The 22818-nt window shown below is 65.9% G+C and carries 23 protein-coding genes and 1 pseudogene; 10 read left to right on the forward strand and 14 right to left on the reverse strand.

Translation table 11 applies throughout. The features are described 5' to 3' along the window. Positions 1-50 precede the first annotated feature (50 nt). Positions 51-1244: an FAD-dependent monooxygenase gene (locus ACSQ23_RS02610; RefSeq protein WP_436089607.1), complete on the forward strand. Its 1194-nt coding sequence runs from the start codon at positions 51-53 to the stop codon at positions 1242-1244. Between the two features lie 69 nt (positions 1245-1313). Then, positions 1314-1670 (forward strand): DMT family protein, encoded by a 357-nt coding sequence (locus tag ACSQ23_RS02615; RefSeq protein WP_055047697.1) that lies wholly within the window; start codon positions 1314-1316, stop codon positions 1668-1670. On the opposite strand, the gene ACSQ23_RS02620 is transcribed toward ACSQ23_RS02615, so the two are convergent. From ACSQ23_RS02620 to ACSQ23_RS02635, 4 genes are all read right to left on the reverse strand, one after another. Beyond that, positions 1645-2553: an NAD(P)/FAD-dependent oxidoreductase gene (locus tag ACSQ23_RS02620; RefSeq protein ID WP_436089608.1), complete on the reverse strand. Its 909-nt coding sequence runs from the start codon at positions 2551-2553 to the stop codon at positions 1645-1647. The genes ACSQ23_RS02615 and ACSQ23_RS02620 overlap by 26 nt on opposite strands. Before the next feature lie 68 nt (positions 2554-2621). Next, on the reverse strand, positions 2622-3818 hold the full coding sequence (locus ACSQ23_RS02625; protein WP_436089609.1) for a GTP-binding protein: 1197 nt from the start codon (positions 3816-3818) through the stop codon (positions 2622-2624). 51 nt (positions 3819-3869) lie between these two features. Continuing rightward, on the reverse strand, positions 3870-5075 hold the full coding sequence (locus ACSQ23_RS02630) for a hypothetical protein (RefSeq protein WP_436089610.1): 1206 nt from the start codon (positions 5073-5075) through the stop codon (positions 3870-3872). A gap of 123 nt (positions 5076-5198) precedes the next feature. Beyond that, positions 5199-6137: a zinc ABC transporter substrate-binding protein gene (locus ACSQ23_RS02635; protein ID WP_436089611.1), complete on the reverse strand. Its 939-nt coding sequence runs from the start codon at positions 6135-6137 to the stop codon at positions 5199-5201. A gap of 120 nt (positions 6138-6257) precedes the next feature. On the opposite strand from ACSQ23_RS02635, the gene ACSQ23_RS02640 reads away from it, so the two are divergent. From ACSQ23_RS02640 to ACSQ23_RS02650, 3 genes are read left to right on the forward strand one after another with little or no spacing between them, the layout of a single operon-like run. Then, a complete protein-coding gene (locus ACSQ23_RS02640) occupies positions 6258-7079 on the forward strand; it encodes an ATP-binding cassette domain-containing protein (protein ID WP_436089612.1) in 822 nt (273 codons plus the stop codon). After that, on the forward strand, positions 7039-7878 hold the full coding sequence (locus ACSQ23_RS02645; protein ID WP_436089613.1) for a metal ABC transporter permease: 840 nt from the start codon (positions 7039-7041) through the stop codon (positions 7876-7878). The genes ACSQ23_RS02640 and ACSQ23_RS02645 overlap by 41 nt, the downstream gene beginning before the upstream one ends. Positions 7879-7881: 3 nt before the next feature. Continuing rightward, entirely contained in the window at positions 7882-8316 is a 435-nt protein-coding gene (locus ACSQ23_RS02650) for a Fur family transcriptional regulator (RefSeq protein ID WP_055876704.1), read from the forward strand. A gap of 264 nt (positions 8317-8580) precedes the next feature. Here ACSQ23_RS02650 and ACSQ23_RS02655 read toward each other — a convergent pair whose 3' ends face one another. The 6 genes from ACSQ23_RS02655 to ACSQ23_RS02680 all read right to left on the reverse strand — a co-directional run bounded on the left by ACSQ23_RS02655 (position 8581) and on the right by ACSQ23_RS02680 (position 16125). After that, positions 8581-10728 (reverse strand): putative bifunctional diguanylate cyclase/phosphodiesterase, encoded by a 2148-nt coding sequence (locus ACSQ23_RS02655; protein WP_436089614.1) that lies wholly within the window; start codon positions 10726-10728, stop codon positions 8581-8583. A 154-nt stretch (positions 10729-10882) separates the two neighbouring features. Continuing rightward, on the reverse strand, positions 10883-11719 hold the full coding sequence (locus ACSQ23_RS02660; protein ID WP_436089615.1) for an ABC transporter ATP-binding protein: 837 nt from the start codon (positions 11717-11719) through the stop codon (positions 10883-10885). Continuing rightward, positions 11719-12555, reverse strand: coding sequence for an ABC transporter ATP-binding protein (locus ACSQ23_RS02665; protein WP_436089616.1), 837 nt, complete (start codon positions 12553-12555; stop codon positions 11719-11721). Before ACSQ23_RS02665 ends, ACSQ23_RS02660 begins: the two co-directional genes overlap by 1 nt. Positions 12556-12559: 4 nt before the next feature. Then, positions 12560-13465, reverse strand: a complete 906-nt coding sequence (locus ACSQ23_RS02670; RefSeq protein WP_055876692.1) for an ABC transporter permease subunit — start codon at positions 13463-13465, stop codon at positions 12560-12562. Next, the gene (locus ACSQ23_RS02675; protein WP_055876689.1) at positions 13465-14472 is read right to left on the reverse strand and encodes an ABC transporter permease subunit; all 1008 of its coding nucleotides are present in this window, start codon (positions 14470-14472) and stop codon (positions 13465-13467) included. Before ACSQ23_RS02675 ends, ACSQ23_RS02670 begins: the two co-directional genes overlap by 1 nt. A gap of 57 nt (positions 14473-14529) precedes the next feature. Further along, positions 14530-16125, reverse strand: a complete 1596-nt coding sequence (locus ACSQ23_RS02680) for an ABC transporter substrate-binding protein (protein WP_436089617.1) — start codon at positions 16123-16125, stop codon at positions 14530-14532. 276 nt (positions 16126-16401) lie between these two features. On the opposite strand from ACSQ23_RS02680, the gene ACSQ23_RS02685 reads away from it, so the two are divergent. From ACSQ23_RS02685 to ACSQ23_RS02695, 3 genes and pseudogenes are all read left to right on the forward strand, one after another. Continuing rightward, positions 16402-16791 carry a VOC family protein gene (locus ACSQ23_RS02685; protein WP_055998808.1) on the forward strand — a complete coding sequence of 130 codons (390 nt, stop codon included), beginning with the start codon at positions 16402-16404 and terminating at the stop codon, positions 16789-16791. A gap of 85 nt (positions 16792-16876) precedes the next feature. Beyond that, positions 16877-17802, forward strand: a pseudogene (locus tag ACSQ23_RS02690) (aldo/keto reductase). Then, positions 17799-18308, forward strand: a complete 510-nt coding sequence (locus ACSQ23_RS02695; protein ID WP_436089618.1) for a hypothetical protein — start codon at positions 17799-17801, stop codon at positions 18306-18308. Before ACSQ23_RS02690 ends, ACSQ23_RS02695 begins: the two are co-directional and overlap by 4 nt. Here the strand turns inward: ACSQ23_RS02695 and ACSQ23_RS02700 are convergent. Continuing rightward, positions 18294-18917: a TetR/AcrR family transcriptional regulator gene (locus ACSQ23_RS02700; RefSeq protein WP_055998803.1), complete on the reverse strand. Its 624-nt coding sequence runs from the start codon at positions 18915-18917 to the stop codon at positions 18294-18296. The two genes, ACSQ23_RS02695 and ACSQ23_RS02700, sit on opposite strands and share 15 nt — an antisense overlap. Positions 18918-19017: 100 nt before the next feature. Here ACSQ23_RS02700 and ACSQ23_RS02705 point away from each other — a divergent pair, with 100 nt between their 5' ends. Both ACSQ23_RS02705 and ACSQ23_RS02710 read left to right on the forward strand, forming a co-directional pair. Further along, positions 19018-19836, forward strand: coding sequence for an NmrA family NAD(P)-binding protein (locus tag ACSQ23_RS02705; protein ID WP_244488464.1), 819 nt, complete (start codon positions 19018-19020; stop codon positions 19834-19836). Beyond that, complete coding sequence (locus ACSQ23_RS02710) at positions 19833-20300, forward strand: DUF1772 domain-containing protein (RefSeq protein WP_436089619.1); 468 nt, start codon at positions 19833-19835, stop codon at positions 20298-20300. The genes ACSQ23_RS02705 and ACSQ23_RS02710 overlap by 4 nt, the downstream gene beginning before the upstream one ends. Here the strand turns inward: ACSQ23_RS02710 and ACSQ23_RS02715 are convergent. The 3 genes from ACSQ23_RS02715 to ACSQ23_RS02725 form a co-directional block, all read right to left on the reverse strand. Further along, on the reverse strand, positions 20290-21018 hold the full coding sequence (locus ACSQ23_RS02715; RefSeq protein ID WP_436089620.1) for an SDR family NAD(P)-dependent oxidoreductase: 729 nt from the start codon (positions 21016-21018) through the stop codon (positions 20290-20292). The genes ACSQ23_RS02710 and ACSQ23_RS02715 overlap by 11 nt on opposite strands. Further along, a complete protein-coding gene (locus ACSQ23_RS02720; RefSeq protein WP_055998797.1) occupies positions 21015-21512 on the reverse strand; it encodes a 2,4'-dihydroxyacetophenone dioxygenase family protein in 498 nt (165 codons plus the stop codon). The genes ACSQ23_RS02715 and ACSQ23_RS02720 overlap by 4 nt, the downstream gene beginning before the upstream one ends. Before the next feature lie 270 nt (positions 21513-21782). Beyond that, a complete protein-coding gene (locus tag ACSQ23_RS02725; protein WP_055998795.1) occupies positions 21783-22721 on the reverse strand; it encodes a Gfo/Idh/MocA family protein in 939 nt (312 codons plus the stop codon). Between the last annotated feature and the right edge of the window lie 97 nt (positions 22722-22818).

The raw sequence follows: 22818 nt of genomic DNA on the forward strand, positions 1-22818 counted from the left end.
TAATAATACGACGGACGCATGATATGCGGCGTCGCGCAGGTGAGGCAAGAATGAAAGCACGCATCGGTATCGTTGGCGCCGGCTCCGCTGGGCTCGGCCTGGCCCTGGCACTGGTCAGGCGCGGCTTCGCACCCGTTGTCTTCGAGAAGCGCAGCGAGAAACAGGTGATCGACGAGGGGATTTTCCTGACGCTGGCGCCCAACGGCATGAACGCGCTGCGCGGCTTTGGCCTCGCGGCGGAGGCGCTGCGGCACGGGGTCGAAACGCGCGCCATTGTCCTCCACAACGAACACGGCAGGGCGCTCGGCACCGTCGACTATGCCCGCCATGCGGCACAGTTCGGCGCCCCTTCAGTGACGATCCGGCGCGGCGCGCTGGGCGAAATCCTGTTGGCCGCGGCGCGTGCAGCCGGAGTGCCGATCCAGTTCGAGACGCCGGTAAGCGCGGTCGCCAATCTCGAGACCGAGGTGGCGGCGACGACCGGTGACGGCGTGACGCACAGTTTCGACGTGTTGGTGGGGGCAGATGGCCTGCGCTCCAATGTGCGCAGCCTCACCATGCCCGGGCTGCCGTCACCTGCCTATAACGGCTTGCTGGGGAGCGGTGGCATCGTCGATGTGCCGGATGTGGCGCCGACCGATGGGCGGATGCTGATGACCTTCGGGCGGCGGGCGTTCTTCGGCTACATCAAGGACCCGGGCGGGCCGGTCTACTGGTTCAACAGCTTTCCTGCCGACGAGCAGCAGGCGCGGTTGATCGACCGCCAGGCGGCGACCGGGTATTTCGAGGCGCTGCATCGCAGCGATCCCTCGGTCAACCGGCGGATCATCGCGGCTGCCGCGCCGCAGGTGAGCCGGATCTACCCCGATTACGACGTACCGAGCCTGCCCTACTGGTCGAAGGGGCGGGTGATCCTGATCGGCGATGCGGCGCATGCGGTGACCCCGCATTCGGGCCAGGGCGCATCGATGGCGCTCGAGGACGCGCTGGTGCTCGCGGCCTGTCTCGAGGCGGAGGCGACACCTGAAAGCGCCTTTCGGCGTTTCGAGGCATTGCGGCGCGACCGGGTGGAGGCGGCGGTGCGGCTCGGACGGCAGGGCGGCACGCCCAAGAAGGCACAGGGTTGGCTGGCGCGGCGGGTGCGCGATCTGGTGCTGCCGCTGTTCGTGCCGCTCGGCCAGCGTGGGCAGGAGCACCTGTTCGCCTTCCGCGCCGACGATACACCGCTGGTCCTGCCGAACTGAGCGGCCTTGCGGCCGACACAGGGCCCGGTGATCAATGGGTAGAGCCAACTGATTCGCCCCGGTGCCCTGATGCCCTTCACCTTCCAGACGGTGATGCCGATCCTCTTATTGATCGGCTCCAATGTGTTCATGACCGTCGCCTGGTACGGGCACCTGAAATTCCCGCATATGGCGATGTGGGTGGCGGTGATGGTCAGCTGGGGCATCGCGCTGGTGGAGTACTGGCTGGCGGTGCCCGCCAACCGCATCGGCTACGGCGCCTATACGGCGGCGGAACTGAAGACCATCCAGGAGGTGATCAGCCTCACGGTGTTCGCCGGCTTTGCGGTGTTCGTTCTGGGCGAGAAGCTGACCTGGAACCACGCCGTCGGCTTCGGGCTGATTTTCGCCGGGGCATTCTTCATTTTCCGCGGGCCACTGAAGTAGCGACCAGCGACTGGTGGGCGAACACGCCCGCCCCTGCCCCGTCGGCGACCGCGAAGCTGATATTGTGCATCGGTCGCGCCGCATCGCCGGCGGCGTAGACGCCGGGAATGCTGGTCTGCTGCAGGTGATCGACGAGGAAGAAATCGCCAGCCATGCCGGCCTTGGTTTCGCAGCCGAGCTGGATGCCGAGATTGCTGGCGAGCTGGATCGGCGCATGGACGAAGATGGCGTCGAGCGGCGTCGATCCGGCGGTGGTCACCACCGATTGCAGCACGCCATCGCGGTGATCGAAGCGCACCAGCGCCTCCTCGACCAGCTTCACCCCGATATCGGCGAGCGCCGCGCGGACGATCGGATCGACCGGGCCGCCATTGGCGAACAGGGTGAGATCGCTGGTCCACTCCTGAAAGAAGCGGGCGCGGTCGAGAAGGTCGCCGTCGCGCAACATCAGGCCGAGGCGGCGATCGGCCACCTCGTAGCCGTGGCAATAGGGGCAATGCAGCACGGTCTTGCCCCAGCATTCGGCCATGCCGGGAATGCCGCTGGTATCGTCGGTGACGCCGTGGGCGATGATCAGCCGGCGGGCGGCGAGCTGCTGGTGTGACGCGAGCTCGATGCTGAAGCCATCGAGCTCACCCGACGCCGCAATGGCCTCGGCGTTGCGGAGCTCGACGGTGCCGTAGATTTCGAGCTGACGGCGAGCCTCGGCGAGCAGGTCGCCCGGCACGGCGCCATCGCGGCTCAGGAAGCCATGCGCGTGGGCGGCGAAGCGGTTGCGCGGCTTGCCGGTATCGAGCACCAGCACCTTGCGGCGGGCGCGACCCAGTTGGGTTGCGGCAGCAAGGCCGGCAAAGCCGCCGCCGATGATGATGACGTCGTACATGTTTCTTGTCCTGTTTCGAACGAGGAATGGTGGCGGCGGCGAGATGTTCCGCCGGGCCGGGATTTGCATCAGGCCGGCGACCAGGCCGGGAACGGATCGGGGAGGCGCTCCCAGGCCGATGGGGTGAAGGCGCGCGCCGGGATCAGGCAGTCATCGAGCGCCCGGCGCAGCGCCGCCTCATCCATCGGATCGGTGCCGATGAAGACCAGCTCCTGCCGGCGGTCGCCCCAGATGGGGTCGAGATAGGCCGACATCGCGGTTTCCCACTGCGGATCGTCGGGCCAGCGTTGCTGCGGCACGGCGGCCCACCACAGCCCGCGTCGACTGGTCGAGACCAACTGGCCGGCCTGGCTCAGTTCACCGACATAATGCGGCCGGGTAGCGAGCCAGAAGAAGCCCTTGGCGCGGATGACGCCAGGGTGCGCCCGGGCGACGAAGCCGTTGAACAACAGCGGGTTGAATGGCCGGCGCGCCCGGTAGACGAAGGAGCGGATGCCGTATTCGAGGGTTTCCGGAATGTGGTCGGCAAAGCCGTTCAGTTCCTTGAACCACAGCGGATGCTGCTCGGCGCGATCGAAGTTGAAGCGGCCGGTGCCGAGGATCTCGTCGATGGCGACGCGGCTGAAATCGGTCTCGATGACGCGCGCGCCGGCGTTCAGTGAGCGGATGATGCGGCGCGCCGCGGCGAGCGCCTCCGGCGTGGCGGTCGCGACCTTGTTCAGCACGATGATGTCGGCGAACTCGATCTGGTCGACCAGCAGGTGGACGAGGCTGCGCGCATCGTCGGGACCGAGGGTCTCGCCATGGGCGGAAAACGGATCGGTGGAGCCGAACTGGGCGGCAAGGTTGGCGGCATCGACCACGGTGACCATGGTGTCGAGGTCGGTAATGTCGCTGAGGCTTTCACCCGCAACGTCGCGGAACTCGAAGGTGGCGGCGACCGGCAAGGGCTCGGAGATGCCGGTCGATTCGATGAGCAGGTAGTCGAAGCGGCCGGCTTCGGCCAGGGCACGGACTTCGCGCAACAGGTCGCCGCGCAGGGTGCAGCAGATGCAGCCGTTCGACATCTCGACCAGTTGCTCATCGGCCCGCGACAGCTCGGCGCCGCCCTCGCGCACCAGCGTCGCGTCGATGTTCACATCGCTCATGTCATTGACGATGACGGCGACGCGGCGCCCTTCGCGATTGTTGAGGATGTGGTTGAGCAGCGTGGTCTTGCCGGCGCCGAGAAAGCCGGAGAGCACGGTGACGGGGAGGCGTTTCATGACGTTTCGCTCGATGGGAGGGGCCCCCGCCTCGCGGCGGGGCGTGATGTATCACTCGTGCGTGTGGCCGGAGCCGCCGACGGCGACGATGTTGTAGGGGGCGCCGGCCACCGCGATGTCGCGGGCAAGCGCAAAGCTCTCGGCATCGACGAGGTGGATGGCGCCGGCCAGCGGATCGGTGACGGCGATGTGGTCGCCGGCGACAGCAAGCCGCGGCCGCGGCAGGCTCCACTCGCCATCCATCGAATATGGTTCGGTCAGCTGCAGCGTCTTGTCGATGGCGCCGGAGACGACATCGAGCCGGTGCAGCGCACCGTCCTCGGTGAAGACATAGGCATATTTCACGCGCTCGGGGTCGATGGCGAAGTGGACGCGGCGGCTGGGCAGATCAACCAGGCGGAAGGGCTCGGCTGCCGAGGGGTCGATGATGGCAACGCGATCGGCGCCATAGTTGCCGAGCCAATACTGCATGGCGACACCGCCGAGCAGCGTGGTGGCTTTTCCCTCCGGCAGGCTGGCCGAATAAGGCAGCAGCTGCAGCTGTGGCCCGTCCTTGGCCGCCTTCACCAGCAAGAGGCCGGCGGCGCAGGCGATGGCGAGGGTGTCGCCGGAGCTGGCTTCGCCATGCAGGTCCGGGCAGGCATGGAGATCGCCGATGGTGGCGCCGTCGGCGCCATAGACATCGATGCCGACGGGAAGCGCCTTTGGGTCCTCGGCGCTGGGGCGCGAGATCAGCGTGTATTCGCCGAGCGGCGCGGCAACGCCATGGTGCGGGGCGGCAACCTTCAGGTCACGGGTCGCCGCATTGCCAGCAAGCCAGTCCGTCTCGGAGAGCAGGCGGGCGACACCTTCGCCATCGAAGAACAGCGCGATATCGCCATGGTGCTCGACAAAGTGCACCGGCTTGTCGCCGGCGACGGCGGCATCGAGCAGTTTGGGCGCACTGACGTCGAGGTCGGCATGATCGCCGTGGTCGCCCAGCGCGATGCCGGAAGCGATGGCGGAGACACGGTCGGCCTCGCCCTGCACCGCATAGACGGCGGCCTTGCTCGGAGTGGTGTAGAGGCTTGCCGGGCTGCCGAGCTCGAAGCTGCCGGCGATCTGGTCGGTGCCGAGGTCAATGGCGGTGACGAGCGGCTTGGCGTGGTCGGCGACGAACAGCCGCCAGAAGGTGGCCTCTTCTTCGGCCCAAGCGGGGGTGGCGCAGAAGGACAGGGCCATGGCAGGCAGGATCAGGTGGTGCAGCAGGCGCGGCATCGGTAGTCTCCCAAGGTGAAATCGAGGTCGAGCGGAAGGGTTCGCGCGCCGGATGGCGCGCGGGCGGTCGGCGAAAAAGCGAGGGGATAGGGGCCGCCGGGTGGCGCGGCCGCCCCCCTCAGGCTACTGCGCGAGGCAGGCCTTGAGGCTGGTGGCGAGGTTCTCGATCAGCTGGCGATAGAGGCCCGGGCCTTCATCGAGGTTGGCGCCCTCGGGGTCGAGCACGCCTTGTTTGGCCGTCGTGCCCTCGGTGAGCACGGTAACGATGCGCGGGTCGAACACCGGCTCGGCGAAGACGCAGGCCGCGTCGAGGGTCTTCAGCTTCGCCCGGATCTCATTGATGCGGTCCGCGCCGGGGGCGATTTCGGGGCTGAGGGTGACCGAGCCGGCGACGTTCAGCCCGAAGCGCTTCTCGAAATACTGGTAGGCATCGTGGAAGACGACGAAGGGGCGATCCTTGATCGGGGCGAGGCTGGCCGCGGTCTCGGCGATCAGGGCGTCGAGGTCGGCGGTCTCCCTTGAGGCATTGGCGCGGTAAATGTCGGCATGCTCGGGATCGGCAGCGACGAGACTATCGGCGATGGCCGCGACCATCACCTTGGCGTTGCCGGGATCGAGGAAGAAGTGCAGATCCTGCTCCTCGCCGTGCTCGTGCTCATGCGCCTCATCACCGTGCTCCGCTTCACCGTGATCGTGATGCTCGAAGGTGCCGGTTTCGCGCGGCGGCAGCAGCTCGATGCCGGGAGCCTTGCTCAGCTCGACGATGGTGGCCTTGGGCGCCAGGGTGTCGATGGAATCCTCGAGGAAGAGCTCGAGGCCGTGACCAGTCCAGAACACCAGGTTGGCCGATTGCAGCGCCTGCGCGTCGGAGGGCTTGAGGCTGTAGCTGTGCGGCGAGGCGGCGCCCTTGACGATGAGCGCGGGCGTGCCGAGATCTCCCATCACCGCGGCGACCAGCGCATGCAGCGGCTTGATGGTGGCGACAACGCTGGGCACCTCGGCAAGCGCCAGGGTGGGCCAGCTGAGCGCCGCAGCAAGCGCCAGGAAGAACGGTTTCTGCATCGGAAGACCCCCTGTTTGAAACACAGCTCGAGTACGCGATATGTTATGACATTACGCTATCGATGTGTTACGCTATAACGTAATGGTAGAACGTCAGCAAGAGACGGAATCGTGAATTTCATGGATGCACATCGAGGGCACGAGGTGCTGGTGGATGTGGCCGGCGCCGGCGTGCGGCGTGATGGCCGCTGGCTGGTCGAGGCTGTCGACGTGACGATCCGCAAGGGTGAGATCGTCACGCTGATCGGGCCGAACGGCTCGGGCAAATCGACCACGGCGAAGCTGGTGACCGGGGTGCTGAAGCCCGATGCCGGCACGGTTGCGCGCAAGGCCGGGCTGCGGATCGGCTATGTGCCGCAAAAGCTGTCGATCGACTGGACCATGCCGCTGACGGTGCGGCGGCTGATGTCGCTGACCGGCAGCTATCCCAGAGCCGAGATCGATGCGGCGCTGGCGGCGACCGGCGTGGCGCACCTCGCCAATGCCGAGGTGCAGCACCTCTCGGGCGGCGAGTTCCAGCGGGCGCTGCTGGCGCGGGCGATGATCCGGAAGCCGGACCTCTTGGTGCTGGACGAGCCGGTGCAGGGCGTTGACTTCTCCGGCGAAGTGGCGCTCTACGACCTGATCGGCAAGATCCGTGACGAGACCGGCTGCGGCATCCTGCTGATCAGCCATGACCTGCATGTGGTGATGGCGGCGACCGATACGGTGATCTGCCTCAACGGCCATGTCTGCTGCCGTGGCACGCCGGAATCGGTGGCGCGGAGCCCGGAATATCTCAGCCTGTTCGGCGCCCGCGCCGCCAATGCGCTGGCGGTGTACCAGCACCACCACGACCATACCCACCTGCCCGATGGGCGGGTCGAGGAGGCGGACGGGCGGATCGTCGACGCACACGAGCATGTGCACGAACACGACCATGAAGGGCACCGCCATGCTTGAGGATTTCTTCACCCGAGCGGTGATCGCCGGGATCGGGCTGGCGCTGGTGACCGGGCCGCTCGGCTGCTTCATCGTCTGGCGACGCATGGCCTATTTCGGCGACACCATGGCGCATTCGGCGCTGCTCGGGGTGGCGCTCAGCCTGGTGCTGCAGGTGAACATGACGCTTGGGGTGTTCATCATCGCCGCGGCCGTCGCCGGGGCGCTGCTGCTGCTGCAGCGCCGGCAGACGCTGTCGACCGACGCGCTGCTCGGCATCCTCAGCCATTCGGCGCTGGCGATCGGCCTCGTGGTGGCGTTCCTCAGCGGCATCAGGGTCGACCTGATGGGCTTTCTGTTCGGTGACATCCTCGCCGTGTCGGTCGCCGATATCGTGGTGATCTACCTCGGCGGGCTGGTAATCCTCGCCGTGCTCGCGGCGATGTGGCGGCCGCTGCTGGCGGCGACGGTCAATGCCGAGGTGGCGGAAGCCGAGGGCATGCGGCCCGAGGTGACACGGATCGTCTTCATGCTGCTGCTCGCTTCAGTGATCGCCATTGCCATGAAGATCGTCGGTGTGCTGCTGATCACGGCGCTGCTGATCATTCCGGCGGCAACCGCACGGCGGCTGAGCGCCACGCCCGAGCAGATGGCGCTGATCTCGGCCGGCGTCGGGGCGCTGGCAGTGGCGGGCGGGCTGTTCGGCTCGCTCCGCTTCGATACGCCAAGCGGCCCGTCGATCGTCGTTGCGGCGCTTGCGCTGTTCCTCATTTCCATCGCGCTGCCGGTCCATTTGTGGCGCGCCAGACGGGAGGCCTGAGCCATGGCCCATAGCCACGAAGCCCACCACCATGAGCGGCCGCGCGACCTGACGCGCAACCAGGAGCTGGTGCTGACGACGCTCAACAATGCCGAGGCGCCGCTCTCGGCCTACGACATTCTCGACAAGCTGCGCGACGAGGGCCTGCGGGCGCCACTGCAGGTCTATCGGGCGCTGGAGAAGCTGATCGAGCACGGGCTGGCGCACCGGCTGGAATCGCTCAACGCCTTCGTCTGCTGCGCCGATGCCAACTGCCACGGGCGCGCCAGCGGCACGGCGGCGTTCGCCATCTGCTCGGGCTGCGGGCGGGTGGACGAATTCGCCGACCCTGAGGTGACAGCGCGGCTCGCCGCCTGGGCCGGGGAAACCGGCTTCGGGCTGGAGCGGACTACGATCGAGCTGCGCGGCCGCTGTGCGGAGTGCCGGCAGGCGGCTTAGGGGGCGGTTTCGCTCGGGTCAGCTCCCCTCCCCGTGGGGGCAGGGCTATCGCATATGACTGCGATGGGCACCTCTTGCCTTCTCCCCTTGTGGGAGAAGGTGCCCGAAGGGCGGATGAGGGGTCCGCGCAACGAAGTGTAGCGCGGCCGGAGCGAAGCGACGGACGATGAGTACGCGGAGAGAACCCCTCATCCGGCCTTCGGCCACCTTCTCCCACAAGGGGAGAAGGCCATCCAACTACTGTCAGTGCTCCATATGCGTTGGCTAGCTCGCCTGACGCAAAGCCTGCTCGCCCTGCAGCAGGCGCTCGAGCTGCGCCAGGCGCAGCGGGCGGGCGAACAGGTAGCCCTGGAATTCGCGACAGCCGAGGCGTGACAGCAGCGCCGCCTCCTCGCGCCGCTCGACGCCTTCGGCAGTGACCGCGAGGCCCATGGCGAAAGCATAGATCATGGTGGATTCGACCAATGCCGCCTGCACCGGGTCGCTGTCGATCTCGGCGACCAGCGAGCGATCGAGCTTCACCCGGTCAAAACGGAACTGCTTCAGGTAGCCGATCGAGGAATAACCGGTGCCGAAATCGTCGAGCGCGATGATGATGCCCGACTGGCGCAGCTGTTCGATAAGCCGGATGGCGCGATCGGGGTGAGAGACGAGAAAGGACTCGGTCACTTCGAGCTGCAGCCGGCCGGCGGCGACGCCCCATTCGTCGAGCGTCGCAAAGACCGTCTGTGGCAGCGTCGGGTTGCGGAGCTGGGCCGGCGAGACGTTGACCGAAATCTTCAGCTCGCCGAGCGGGCCGATCTCCTCGATGGCGCGGCGCAGCGCGAACATGCCGAGATCGTCGATGAGGCCAGAGGCTTCGGCGGCGGGGATAAACTCGCCCGGCCCCATCGGGCCGGCAGCGCGGCGGTTCCAGCGCATCAGCGCCTCGACCCCGAGGATCGCCTGGGTGCGGAAATCGATGATCGGCTGGTATTCGAGGTCGAACTCGCCGGCCTCCAGCCCGCGCCGGATATCGGCCTGCAGCTCGATACGGCGGCGACGCTCATCCTCGATGGCCGGGTCGTAGGCCACGGTGTGATTGCCGCCGGTCTCGCGGGCCCGCGCCACGGCGGTCTCGGCCATGCGGATCAGGTTGCCAACGTTGTCACGGCGTGTCGGCGCATCGACGACGCCGATGCTCAGGCCGATCTTCAGCTTGAGGTTGCCGACCGGTACCGGTTCGCCGGCGCCGGCCAGGATGCGGTCGGCGAAACCGCGGATCTTCTCGCCGGCGTCCTCGCCGAGGCGAGCGAGCGACAGCTCGGTCGGGCCGGTACGGGCGAGCACTGCCTGCCCATCGGTGATCGTCTCGAAGCGCTCGGCCAGCGCCACCAGCAACTCATTGGCGGCCTCGCGACCATAGAGACCGACGATATCCTGCAGGCCATCGACGTTGATCTGGCTGACGGCAACCGGCAGCTCGCCGCGCTTTCTGGGGATCGCCTGGGCGATATGCTCCTCGAGGCCGAAACGGCTCAGCAGCCCGGTCGTGCCGTCATAGCGGGCATTGTACCAGTCGCGCTCTTCCGAAGCGGTGCGCAGCTTGATCGAATGGCGGAAGGCGGCAAGGACGACGAAGATCAGGACGCCGATGATCAGCATCACCAGCACGGCGATGGTCGCGGTGTGGGCGAAGGCGGGATCGCCAGGGCGGCGAGGCGGCCAGTCGATGGTGGCGATAGCCGCTCCCGCCGCGTCGGTGAGTGCCATCGCGTCATGGTCGGGTTTGGGCACCTCGACGAGCCGTGGCAGCGGCAGCTGGAAGCGGGTGGCGACGTCGCGCAGCATGATGTCGTCGAGCTGGCGGGCGAGCCAGAGCACGCGGCGCTGCTCGCGCGGGATGCTGGCCTGGCCGGAATTGCCGTGGACCACCGCGCCGGCCAGCGCCGCAGCGCCACGGGCATTGCGCGACAGGTTGGAAACGGTCGCATCGTCGCCGGCCCTGGCGATACCCGCCTCGAGCCGTTCGAGCAGTTGCGGCACACCGCTGAACAACTCGGCGAGCGTACCGGTCACCGGTCCGCGGCTGGTTTCGCCGAAGATGATATTGCCGCTCATATCGGTGAGAATGGCGGTGTCATAGGTATCGGAGATGCGCGCGGTGGCGCCCCAGACCGAGTCGAGCCAGGCCGGATTGGGCTCGATATAGGTGTTGATATAGGCCTCGGTCCAGGTCGCCTCATCGGCAGTGCTCTCGGCGAGACCGACCACCAGGGACTCGACGGCGGCGGCGATAGCGCTCTTGCCGCGATTGGAATCGATGGCGTTCATTTCGGCGCTCATCAGATGCATGGCGACGAACACCAGCGCGCAGACGCCAAAATAGACTGCGACGGCCGGCAGGGCGATCCACAAGGTGAAGTTCAGCAATGCCGATCGGCGTGCCGGCTTGCGCGCGCTGCGGGCGCTAGCGGCCGCAGCCGACGTCCGTTTGGCAGCTTTGGGCAAGTAGTGACACCGGCGTGGGAAGCATCGCCGAACGCTACGGGCCCAGGCTTAACACCGGCTTAAAGTGTGCGGCAGATCAGGCTGAGGCCAGAGCTGCCTTTTTGGCCAACCTGGCCTTGATACTCTCGACATCGGCGCGCGGCGTCGCGGCGAACAGCGAGCGGGTATAGGGATGCTCGGGGTTGGAGAACAGCTTGTCGCGCGTCCCCTGCTCCACCGCCTCGCCCAGGTACATCACCATCACCTCGTCGGCGATGTATTTGACCACGCTGAGGTCGTGGCTGATGAACACGTAGGTGAGCCCGAACTCGTCCTGCAGGTCGGCGAGCAGGTTGAGGATCTGCGCCTGCACCGACAGATCGAGCGCCGAGACCGGCTCGTCGAGCACCAGCAGCGAGGGCTTCAGGATGATGGCGCGGGCGATGGCGATGCGCTGGCGCTGGCCGCCCGAGAACATGTGCGGATAGCGGTTGAAGTGCTCGGGTTGCAGCCCGACCTTGACCAGCATGTCGAGGGCGCGGTCGCGCCGTTCGGCGGCCGGCATATCGGTATTGAGGAGCAGCGGCTCCATCAGCACGTTGCCGATCTTCTGGCGCGGGTTCAGCGAGCCATAGGGGTTCTGGAAGACGATCTGCACCTTGCGGCGCATGGCGGCGGTGACGCCGCTCTTCTTGATGTCGATGGTCTCGCCGTCGATCAGCAGCTCACCGTCGGTCTGCCGGTCGATCAGCGTCAGGATGCGCGCCAGCGTCGACTTGCCCGATCCGGACTCGCCGACAATGGCCAGGGTCTTACCCTGTTCGAGCTTGAAGCTGACACCCTTGACCGCATGCACGGTGCGGCCGCCGCCGAACAGCGTGCCGCCGATGTGATAGTCGCGGACCAGGTTCCTGACTTCGAGGACGGTGCTCATCACACGGCCTCCTCGAAGTTGGTGCCGGTAATGGTCGGCAGCCGGTCGCCGGTGGCGTTGTCGGGGAGCGCCGCGAGCAGCGCGCGGGTGTAGGAGCTCCTCGGCGCGGTGAAGAGCTCGAGCACGCCCGCCTCCTCCATCTTGCGCCCCTTATACTGCACCACGACGCGGTCGGCGGTTTCGGCGACGACGCCGATATTGTGGGTGATCATGATCAGGCCCATGCCGTGCTCGGCCTGCAGCCGTACCAACAGATCGAGGATCTGCTTCTGGATGGTGACGTCGAGCGCTGTGGTCGGCTCATCGGCGATCAACAGCTTGGGGTTGCAGGCAATGGCCATGGCAATCATGACGCGCTGGTTCTGCCCGCCCGACATCTGGTGCGGATAGGATTTCAGCCGCTCCGCCGGGTTGGGGATGCCGACCTGATCGAGCAATTCGACGGCGCGGGCGCGGCGCTGGGCTTTGCCCATGCCGAGATGGAAGCGCAGCACTTCCTCGATCTGGAAGCCCACCGTGAAGCAGGGGTTCAGGCTGGTCATCGGCTCCTGGAAGATCATGGCGACGTCCTTGCCGATGATCTTGCGCTTGTCGGCAGCCGACATGGCGAGCAGGTCCTTGCCGTCGAAGGTCATCTTGTCGGCGCTGACATGAGCGGTGGGCGGCAACAGGCCCATGACGGCAAGCATCGCCACCGACTTGCCGGAACCGCTCTCGCCGACGATAGCGAGGACTTCGCGGGCGTCGACATGGATATCGATGCCTTTGACGGCGTTGAACACGCCGACCGAGGTATCGAAGCTGACGGTGAGATTTTTGACTTCGAGCAGGTGCATCGCCTCAGCTCCGCTTGAGCTTGGGATCGAGCGCATCGCGCAGGCCATCGCCCACGAGGTTGATGGCGAGAACCGTGATCAGGATGGCGAGGCCGGGCATGGTGACGATCCACCAGGCGCTGGTGATGAACTCGCGGGCACGCGCCAGCATGGTGCCCCATTCCGGCGTCGGCGGCTGCGCCCCCATGCCGAGGAAGCCGAGCGCCGCCGCCTCGAGGATGGCGTTGGAGAAGCTCAGCGTCGCCTGGACGATCAGCGGCCCAAGGCAGTTGGGGAGGATGGTGACGAACATCAGCCGGATGTGGCTGGCGCCGGCGACCTTGGCCGAGGTGACATACTCGCGGCTCTTCTCGCTCAGCACCGCGGCGCGGGTCAGGCGGGCGAAATGCGGCTGCAGCACCAGCGCGATGGCCAGCATGGCGTTGAACAGGCCGGGGCCGAGGATCGCCACCAGCACCAGCGCCAGGAGCAGCGAGGGGAAGGCGAGGATGATATCCATGACGCGCATGATCAGCGCATCGACCCAGCCACGGAAGTAGCCGGCGAGCAGCCCGAGCGTGACACCGACGATCAGCGCGCCGGTGACGACGATGAAGCCGATCATCAGCGAGTAGCGTGAGCCGTGGATCAGGCGCGAAAGAATGTCGCGGCCGACCTCGTCCGTGCCGAGGAAGAATTGCGGCTGCGTGCCGCCGGCCCAGGGCGGCGCCATGCGGATGAACTCGCGGAACTGCTGGTCGGGCGAGAACGGCGCCAGCACTGGCGCGAACAGGGCAACCAGGATCAGCAGCAGAAACACGGCGAGGCCGAGGACCGCCCCGTGGTTCGTCGAGAAATAGTACCAGAACTCGCGCAACCCGCTGAAGCGGCCCGGAGCGGTGGAGGTCGTGGTGGTGGTTTCTGCGGCCATCACTGCACCCTGATGCGCGGATTGATGACGGCGTAGAGGATGTCGACGATGAGGTTCACCGCCATGACGATCAACGCAATGAGCAGCAGGCCCGACTGTACCGAGACGTAGTCGCGCTTAGAAATCGAGTCGATCATCCACTTGCCGATGCCCGGCCAGGAAAAGATCGTCTCGGTGAGGATGGCGCCGGCCATCAGCAGGCCGATCTGCAGGCCGATGGTGGTGACGACCGGGATCAGCGCGTTGCGGAAGGCGTGAACGCCGACGACGCGGTTGGGGTCCAGGCCCTTGGCGCGGGCGGTGCGGACATAGTCCTCACCCAGCACTTCCAGCATGGCGGAGCGCGTCTGCCGGGCGATGACGGCGAGCGGAATGGTGCCGAGCACGATCGCCGGCAGGATCAGGTGGCGCAGCGCCGAGATGAAACCATCGGGCTTACCGGCGAGCAGGCTGTCGATCAGCATGAAGCCGGTGATGCGCGGGAAGAAGAAGTTGAGCGCGATGCGACCCGACACCGGGGTCCAGCCGAGATAGCCGGAAAAGAAGATGATGAGCAGAAGCCCCCACCAGAAGATCGGCATCGAATAGCCGGTGAGCGCCACGCCCATGGTGATCTGGTCGAACCACGAGCCGCGCTTGATGGCGGCAAAGATGCCGGCGGGAATGCCGAGCGCCACGGCGATCAGCATAGCGAACAGCGCCAGCTCGACGGTTGCCGGGAACAGGGTCAGGAATTCATCGATCACCGGCCGCTTGGTGGCGAGCGAGATGCCGAAATTGCCCTGCAGGATGCCGCCGACGTAATTGAAGTACTGCTGCCAGATCGGCAGGTTGTAGCCGAACTGTTCCTTCAGGATCTCATAGCGTTCGGGGGTGACGCCGTGCTGGCCGGCCATCGCGAGGATGGGGTCGCCGGGGAGCAGGCGGATGAAGGCAAACGACGCGATCGTGATGCCGATAATGGTCGGCACGATCAGGGCGAGTTTCTGGAGGATGAATCGCAGCATTGGGTACGCCAAGGGGCGGCGCCGGTGATGGCGCCGCCCCTTGAACTCTATCTCTAATTATTCGGTCACGTCGACATTGTCGAAGCGGTGAATCCCGAGCGGATCCATAGTGTAGCCGAGGACGCGCTTGTTCATCGGCATGAAGACCTTGGAGTGCGCCATGGTCAGGGCCGGCTCTTCGACTTTGAAGATTTCCTGGGCCTTGGTGTAGAGCGCGGTACGCTCGGCCGGGTCGGAGACCTTCTTGGCGTCCTGGATGACCTTCTCGAAGTCGTCGTTGCACCAGCTCGAGTAGTTGGACACGCCAATGGCCGAGCAGGAGAACAGCGTCGCAAAGAAGTTGTCCGGATCACCGTTGTCGCCGGTCCAGCCGATCTGGAACGCACCCGGGCGGTCCTTCTGCTTGCCGCGCTCGCGGTACTCGGTCCACTCGTAGGTGACGATGTTGGCAGTGACGCCGACCGCGGCCCAGTCGGCCTGGATCATTTCAGCGGCGCGCTGCGCGTTCGGGTTGTACGGACGGCTGACCGGCATGGCCCACAGGTCGAGGGTCAGGCCCGAAACGCCTGCGTCGGCGAGGAGCTTCTTGGCGCCTTCCGGATCGTAGGCAGTGTCGACGATCTTGTCGTCATAGGACCACATGGTCGGCGGGATCAGGTTCTTGGCGGCCTGGCCGGCGCCCTGGTAGACCGCATCGACCAGCGCCTGCTTGTTGATGGCCATCGAGAGCGCCTTGCGGACGTTCACGTTATCCATCGGAGCGACGGTGGTGTTGTAGGACATATAGCCGATGTTCAGGCCTTCCTGCTCCATCACCTGCAGGTTGGTGTCGGCCTTGAGGCCTTCGATATCGGCCGGGGCGGGATACGACATGATATCGCATTCGCCGGCCTTGAGCTTCTGCGCACGCACCGCCGGATCGGTGGTGATGGCGAAGATCAGGTCGTCAATCGCCACCTTGCCGCGCCAGTAGTCGGCGAAGGCCTGGTAACGGATGACGGCATCGGTCTGGTAGTCGACGAACACGAAGGCGCCGGTACCGACCGGCTTGTTGGAGAAGTCGGCCAGGTTGCCCGAAGCGGCGAGCTGGTCGGCATATTCCTTCGAAACGATCGAGGCGAAGTCCATGCCCAGGTTGGCCAGCATCGGCGCGTTGGGCTCGTTCAGCGTGATCTTGACGGTCAGGTCATCGACCTTCTCGATCGACTTGAGGAACTTGGGCATGTCCATGCCCTGGAAATAGTCCCACGAGATGCCCTCGAGGTACTTGTTCCACGGATTGTCTTCCTTCCACTGCCGCTCGAGCGAGAAGATCACGTCGTCGGCGTTCAGCTCACGCGTGGGCGTGAAGTAGGAGGTGGTGTGGAACTTCACACCCGGACGGAGCTTGAAGGTGTACTCGAGCCCGTCGGCCGAGACTTCCCAGCTCTCGGCGAGACCCGGCTGCACGGCGGTGCCGCCGTGTTCGAACTCGACGAGGCGGTCATAGATGGTGCGCGAGCTGGCGTCGAAGTCGTTACCACCGGTGGTCGGACCGGGGTCGAAGTGCGCCGGCGAGGCTTCCGAGCAGAACACGAGCTGCTTGGCATAGACGCTGCCGCCCATCACCGCGACGAGCGCGGTGGCGGCGAGCAGGGTTTTCATCAAATGCATGATGGTTGTCTCCCGAAAAGCATTACGCCCCGGCATTCAACGGCAGAGTCCCTTCCGCCGGCCGGAGCTTGGCGCGCAACAAAGCGCTTTTTCTGCCGCCACGCAATGGCCCAGTTTTACCGGTTGGTCAAAGCCCCGTCATACGCAATGCCGTTTCAACAAAGCCACTATCGCCGCAAACCTGAGTTTCTCGGCAGGTAAAGCGGTTGCGCGGTGGGATCGATTTCACACCGCGGCAATTGACGGTCGCGACGCGCTGCCGCAAATGATCGGCACATGAGCCAGTCCATTGCCACAATCGCCCTCGTCGTCGCCGACTATGACGACGCCATCTCGTTCTATGTCGACAAGCTCGGATTCGCGCTCGCGAGCGATCTCGATATGGGTGGCGGCAAGCGCTGGGTCACCGTGACGCCCGGCGGCGGCGGGGCCAGACTGCTGCTGGCGAAGGCGGACGGGACCGCGCAATCCGCCCATATCGGCAACCAGACCGGCGGGCGGGTCGGCTTCTTCCTCGAGACCGACGATTTCGCCCGCGACCACGCCGCCTATGTGGCGCGCGGGGTCAAGTTCCTCGAGTTACCGCGGCACGAAGCCTATGGCTCGGTGGCGGTGTTCGAGGACCTCTACGGCAACAAATGGGACCTGATTCAGCCCAAGGGTTGAGACGTCCATCGCTTGTCGCCGATGGATGGCAAGGCTAGGCTCACCGGGCCTTCCTGCCTGTCCCTCACCAATACTGGAGATCACCATGAGCAAGCGCCGCCTCGGCCGCACCGAGCTTTTCATCGACCCGTTGGTTTTCGGTTGCAACGTGCTGGGCTGGACGCTGGAAGAGCAGGCGGCCTATCCGGTGCTCGACGCCTTCCTCGATGGCGGCTTTGCGGCGCTCGACACCGCTGACAGCTATGGCAAGGGCAAGTCGGAGACGATCATCGGCAACTGGATGAAGGCGCGCGGCAACCGCGACAAGGTGCTGGTGTTCACCAAGGTCGGCTCGGACATGGGCCAGGGGCACCGCGACCTCAGCGCCAAATGGATCGAGGAGGAAGTCGACGCCTCGCTGCGGCGGCTGCAGACCGACTATATCGACCTCTACCAGACCCATTGGCCCGACCCGGCGACACCGCAGCAGGAGACGCTCGAGGCACTCGACAAGCTCGTGAAGGCCGGCAAGGTCCGCTATGTCGGCTCGTCCAACCAGGACACGGCGCTGTTGAGCGAGGCACTCGGCATCTCGAAGGCCGACGGCTTGGCGCGCTACGAGACGATCCAGAACGAGTTCAACCTCTACGACCGCATGAAGTTCGAAGAGGTGCAGGCGACCTGCGTGGCCGAGGCGTCTCGGGGATCGGCTATTTCAGCCTGGCGCGCGGCTTCCTCGCCGGCAAGTATCGCAGCGCCGCCGACGCGCAGAAGAGCCCGCGCGGCCAGACGGTGGTGGAGAAATACCTCAACCCCAAAGGCTATCGCATCCTCGAGGCGCTGGACGCGATCAGCCAGCGGACCAGGGCGCTGCCGGCGGAGGTCACCCTCAGCTGGATCGCGGCGCAGCCGGGCGTCGGCGCACCGATCGCCTCGGCGACATCGGTCGAGCAGGTGCAGAGCCTGATGCGCGGCGCCAACCTGACGCTGAGTGCCGAGGACCTGCAGTTGCTGACGGACGCCGGCAAATGACATCGACGGCTGCGGCCGCAGCGCTGTTGGCTTGGGCGCTCGCCACCCTCGCCGCCCCCGCCCTCGCCCAGGACGCCGGCTGGCACTATTCGCCGCTACAGGGCGAAGGCGACCGGGCAGCTCTGGGTTGTGCTGCCGGATCGACGCCAAAGGAATTCGTCTGCCTCGCGGTGCGCTGCGAGGACGATTTCGAGATCGGCATTCATCTGCACACCAGCCGTCCGGGCGGCGACGCCGGACGATGGCGGATCGATATCGACAAGGAAGACGGACACGAAGTCGACGCCAAGCCCGATGGTTCGCCCTACAACGCCCGCATCGAGGGCGACGTGGCGCCACTGCTCGAGGCGCTGAAGAACGGCGGCCTCGCCTTTCTCGACCCGAAAGCCGGGCCGGACCTGCCCAGGAACGGCATCACGCTCGACGGCTCGCTCTACGTGATCAACCAGGCGCTGTATTTCTGCGCGCCGCGCGTGCCGCCGACGGCGACATCAGTCGCCGAGTAACTCGGCGACTGCCATGCGCTTGAAGTTGCCGACGTAAGCGTCGCCTTCCTTGCGGCCCACCGAAATGGCAAGGCGCATGCTGGCGCTGCCCAGGTACATCACCAGGGTGGCGCGGTTGAGCAGTTCCGCTGGATCGGCATCGGGATAGATCCGCTGCAGCACGGCGCCGACCAGCGCGCCGTTCTCGTGGCTGTCGGCGAGGTCGATGCCGTGCAGCGATTTGTCGGCCTGGGTGCCCGACCAGATGTCGCGCATCACCGGCTCGGCCAGGAACAGGCCGTAATAGATATCGATGAGTTCGCCGAAGGCCCGGCGGAAGCCAGGCGCATCGCTGACCCCGGCGAGGCCATCGCGAATGCAGGCGCGACCCTCTTCATTGTAGCGCTCGGCCAGCGCCCCGATCACCGCCGCCTTGTCTGGAAAGTATTGGTAGAGCGAGCCGATCGAGATTTCCGCCTCGGCGGCCAGTTCCCCCATCTTCATGGCATCGCTGCCACTCCGCTCGATCAGCCCCTTGGCCGCATTGAGAATGCGCTCGACCCGCTCGCGGCTGCGCTGCTGCTGCGGGGTGCGTCGCGCCGGGGCGGCGGTTTCGGCGGCTTCGGCCATAAGTGAACAATCCTCACATTTCTGCTTGACGTCGATAATATGAGGATTTATCACCTTCCGCAACATGAGACTTCCTCATGTTTTGCGAATGGAGCATGAAATGACCAAACCGATCCTGATCATTGGCGGCCGCGGCAAGACCGGCGCGCGGGTTGCGGAGCGCCTCGAAGTACGCGGCTTGCCGGTGCGGCTGGCCTCGCGGTCGACGGGGTTCGACTGGACCGACCGCGGCACCTGGGCGGCAGCGCTTGAGGGGGCTGCCAGCGCCTACATCACGTATTACCCGGATATCGCGATTAAGGGCGCAGCCGAGGCCATCGGCGCCATTACCGAACTGGCCCTGTCGCTGGGGGTAAAGCGGCTGGTGCTGCTGTCCGGCCGCGGTGAGCCGGAGGCGCAGCGGGCCGAGCAGCAGTTGATCGGCTCGGGCGCCGACTGGACCGTGGTGCGCGCCAGCTGGTTCAACCAGAATTTCGACGAGGGACAGTTCCTCGAGATGGTGCTCGGCGGCGAAGTGGCATTGCCGGTCGACGCGGTACGCGAGCCGTTCGTCGATTGCGACGACATCGCCGACGTGGTGACCGCAGCGCTGACCGACGACCGGCACATCGGCCAGCTCTATGAGGTTACCGGCCCACGGCTGTTGACCTTCGCCGAGGTGGTTGCCGAGATCAATCGCGCGAGCGGCAGCAACGTGATGTTCCGCACCATGCCGGCACATGAGTTCCTCGACTCGCTCGCCGGCAGCGAAATGCCCGAAGAAATCGCCGGGCTGCTCGAAGAGCTGTTCAGCGAGGTGCTGGACGGCCGTAACGAATCCCTCGCCGATGGAGTGCAGCGGGTCCTCGGGCGGCAACCGAAGGACGTTGCGGACTTTGCACGCGAAGCGGCAGCCAAGGGCGCCTGGAGGCAAGCATGAACTGGATCGATATCCTCAGTATCGTCGTGGCGCTCGGCGCAGCGCTGATCGGCGGAACCTTCTTCGGGTTCTCGAACTTCATCATGCCGGCAATCGGCCGGCAGCCACCCGCCAACGCCATCGCGGTGATGAACGCCATCAACGTGACGGTGCTCAATGCCGGCTTTCTCGGCGCCTTCATGGGGACCGCGATCCTCGGGCTGGCGCTGGTGCTGGCGGTGTTCGTGGCGGGCGGCAGCCCATGGGCGGCGGCCGGCGCGCTGGTCTATGTCATCGGGACGTTCGGCGTGACCATGGCGATCAATGTGCCGATGAACAACCGGTTGGCCAGGTTCGAGGCCCCGAGCCCCGAGGGCGCCGCCTACTGGGCCAGCTACCTCAGGGACTGGACCCGGTGGAACTCGATCAGGTCGGGCGCCGCGATGCTCGCGACGCTCTTACTGATGATCTCGCTCATGCGATGAGGTAGCCGCCGTCGACCGGCAGGATCGCTCCGGTGATGAAGCCGGCGAGCGGCGAACACAAGAACAGGGCGGCGGGCGCCAGGTCCGCCGGAGTGCCCCAGCGGCCGAGCGGGGTGCGGCCCATCAGTTCGGCGTTGCGCGCCTCGTTGGCGCGCGGCACCGCGGTCATCGCGGTCTCGATCCAGCCGGGGGCGAGGGCATTGACGCGGATCTGCTCCTTGGCAAAGGCGGTGGCGAGCGACTTGGTGAGGCCGGCGACGGCGTGCTTCGACGCCGCGTAAGCCGGGGCGTGCGGGGCGCCGAAGAACGAGAACATCGAGCCGATATTGAGGATGGCGCCGCCGGCGAGCTTGTCCTTGAAGGCGTAGGCGGTGCGCATCGAACCGTTGAGGTTGATATCGATGACAGTCGCAAAGCCGTCGACGGTGTGCTCGGCAGCGCGGAGGTTCACCCCGGCGCAGTTGATCAGTGCGGCGACGCTGCCGAAGGTCGCGGCATACTCGGCGACCTGTTCGGAATTGCGCACGTCGAGCTCTGTGTAACGGAAGCGCGGCTCGGCAGCGGCGCCCGCCTCGACCTCGGCCTGGGTGGCGCCGGTGACATGCACCACCGCCCCGGCGTCAGCAAAGGCGCGGCCGATGCCCTGGCCGATGCCGGAGGTGCCGCCGGTGATGACAACGGTCTTCTTGGCGTAGAACTCTGATGCCCAGTGGCTCATCTGACGAACTGGTCCACGTAGTCCGCCCCGAGCCCCACCTTTTCGTAGTGCTTCTTGCACATGTCGATCTTGGTGAAGACGTCCTCGAAGCCGACCTGCTTGTTGTCCTTGTCGAGATAGACCATGCAGCCCGAGATGTTGAAGAAAGTGATCATCTCCGGGGTGTCCTCGGGCACGGTCAGGGTATGGATCTCGCCCGGCGGCTCGAACACATAGGAGCCGGTTTCGGCCACCCAGTCGTGCTCGAGATAGTGCCAGCGGCCCTTGATGACGTAGCCGTGCACCGGCTGGGGGTGGAGGTGGCGGCTCAGAATGCCGGCGCGGCGGACGCGCAGCAGGTTGCACCACTGGCCCTGCAGCGTGTTGAGAAACAGCGGACGGAACCAGACCCCCTCGGCCTGCGGCACCCAGACCCGCTCATCCTCGGGGACGGCGGTGATGGCGATTTCCCGGGGCGCCAACGGATGGGCCGAGCCGTTGAAGGTCTCGTACATGGCAGGTCTCCTCGTCACTGGTATGGTAGCTGTATGCGGTGCGAGCTAACCCTGCCAGTCGACCTACGTCTAGGGGGCTTTGTTCGGCAGCCTCACGAAGACCGATCGGTCAGGGCGGGCTGACCCCCACCCCTGTCCCTCCCCGCCAGGGGAGGGAGACGCGTACTGCGATGTCAGTGGGAGGGGCACCCTCCCCCTTGCGGGGAGGAGACAGGCGTGGGGGTCCACAGCCACCAGCCTGTCCGTTGCATTCCCAATGCCTGTTCGTCCTTACCAGTGGAACTCGTCGACGTTCTCGCGGGCGCCGAGCAGGAAGGCATCGCCGACCAGCCGCAAAGGAGAACCGTCCATTTCGGACTTGCCCTTCTTCAATAGCTTGGCAAAACGCTCGTAGATCGCCTCATACTCCTCGGAGGGGTTGGCGACGGTTTCCTTGCCATTGACCGTGAGCACGGTGCCGCCCCGCTCGAGCTTCAGCTGCGTGCCCTTCCGGGTCTCGATGGCGATGGTCCAGATCTCGCCCGACTCCTCCAGCCAGTTGAAGCCGGCGCTGAGCTTGGGCTGGTGCTTTTCGCCGGACTTGAAGACGATCTCGACATCGACCGGGGTCTGGCGGTTGGCCGGGAATTTCAGCCGCGCGCTGTCGACGAAGACCGGGAACGGCATGATCTTGGTGAAGATCGACATGGCGTTGATGCCCGGATCGCAGACGCCGAAGCCGCCGGGCTCCCACACCCATTCCTGGCCCGGGTGCCACTTGCGGACGCTCTCGCGCCAGTCGATGCGAAGCGAGGCGACGCCTTCGTCCTTGAGGATCAGTTTGGCGGTGTCGACGGCGGCATTGTAGCGTGAGTGCCAGGTCTGGAACAGCACCTTGCCCTTCTTCTCGCCATAGGCGACGAGGTCCTCGAACTCGGTGATGGTGGGGGTCGGCGGCTTTTCCAGCAGCACATCCTTGCCGGCATCGATCGCCTGCCGCACATAGGCGTGGCGGACGCCGGGCGGGGTGCAGATGGCGACCAGCTTCACCTCGGGCATGGCCTTGTAGAGTTCGGCCGGGGTCTTGAACACCGGCACGTCGCGATGGCCGAGGCCGCGGGTCGAGACGCAGGCCGCGAGGTCGAAATCCGGGCTCTTGTCGATCACCGGCAGGTGCTGATCCTGCGCGATCTTGCCGATACCGATGACGGCGATCTTCTTTTTGGCCATTGCCGAAACACTCCCTGAAAGCGGGCGGCACTTAAAGGCATGGGCGAAGGAAAGGGAAGTTCCCCACAAAGGAAAATCGTCCGGCTGCCTAAGGTGG

This window comes from Devosia sp. LjRoot16, assembly GCF_964252795.1.
Lineage (GTDB): Bacteria > Pseudomonadota > Alphaproteobacteria > Rhizobiales > Devosiaceae > Devosia_A.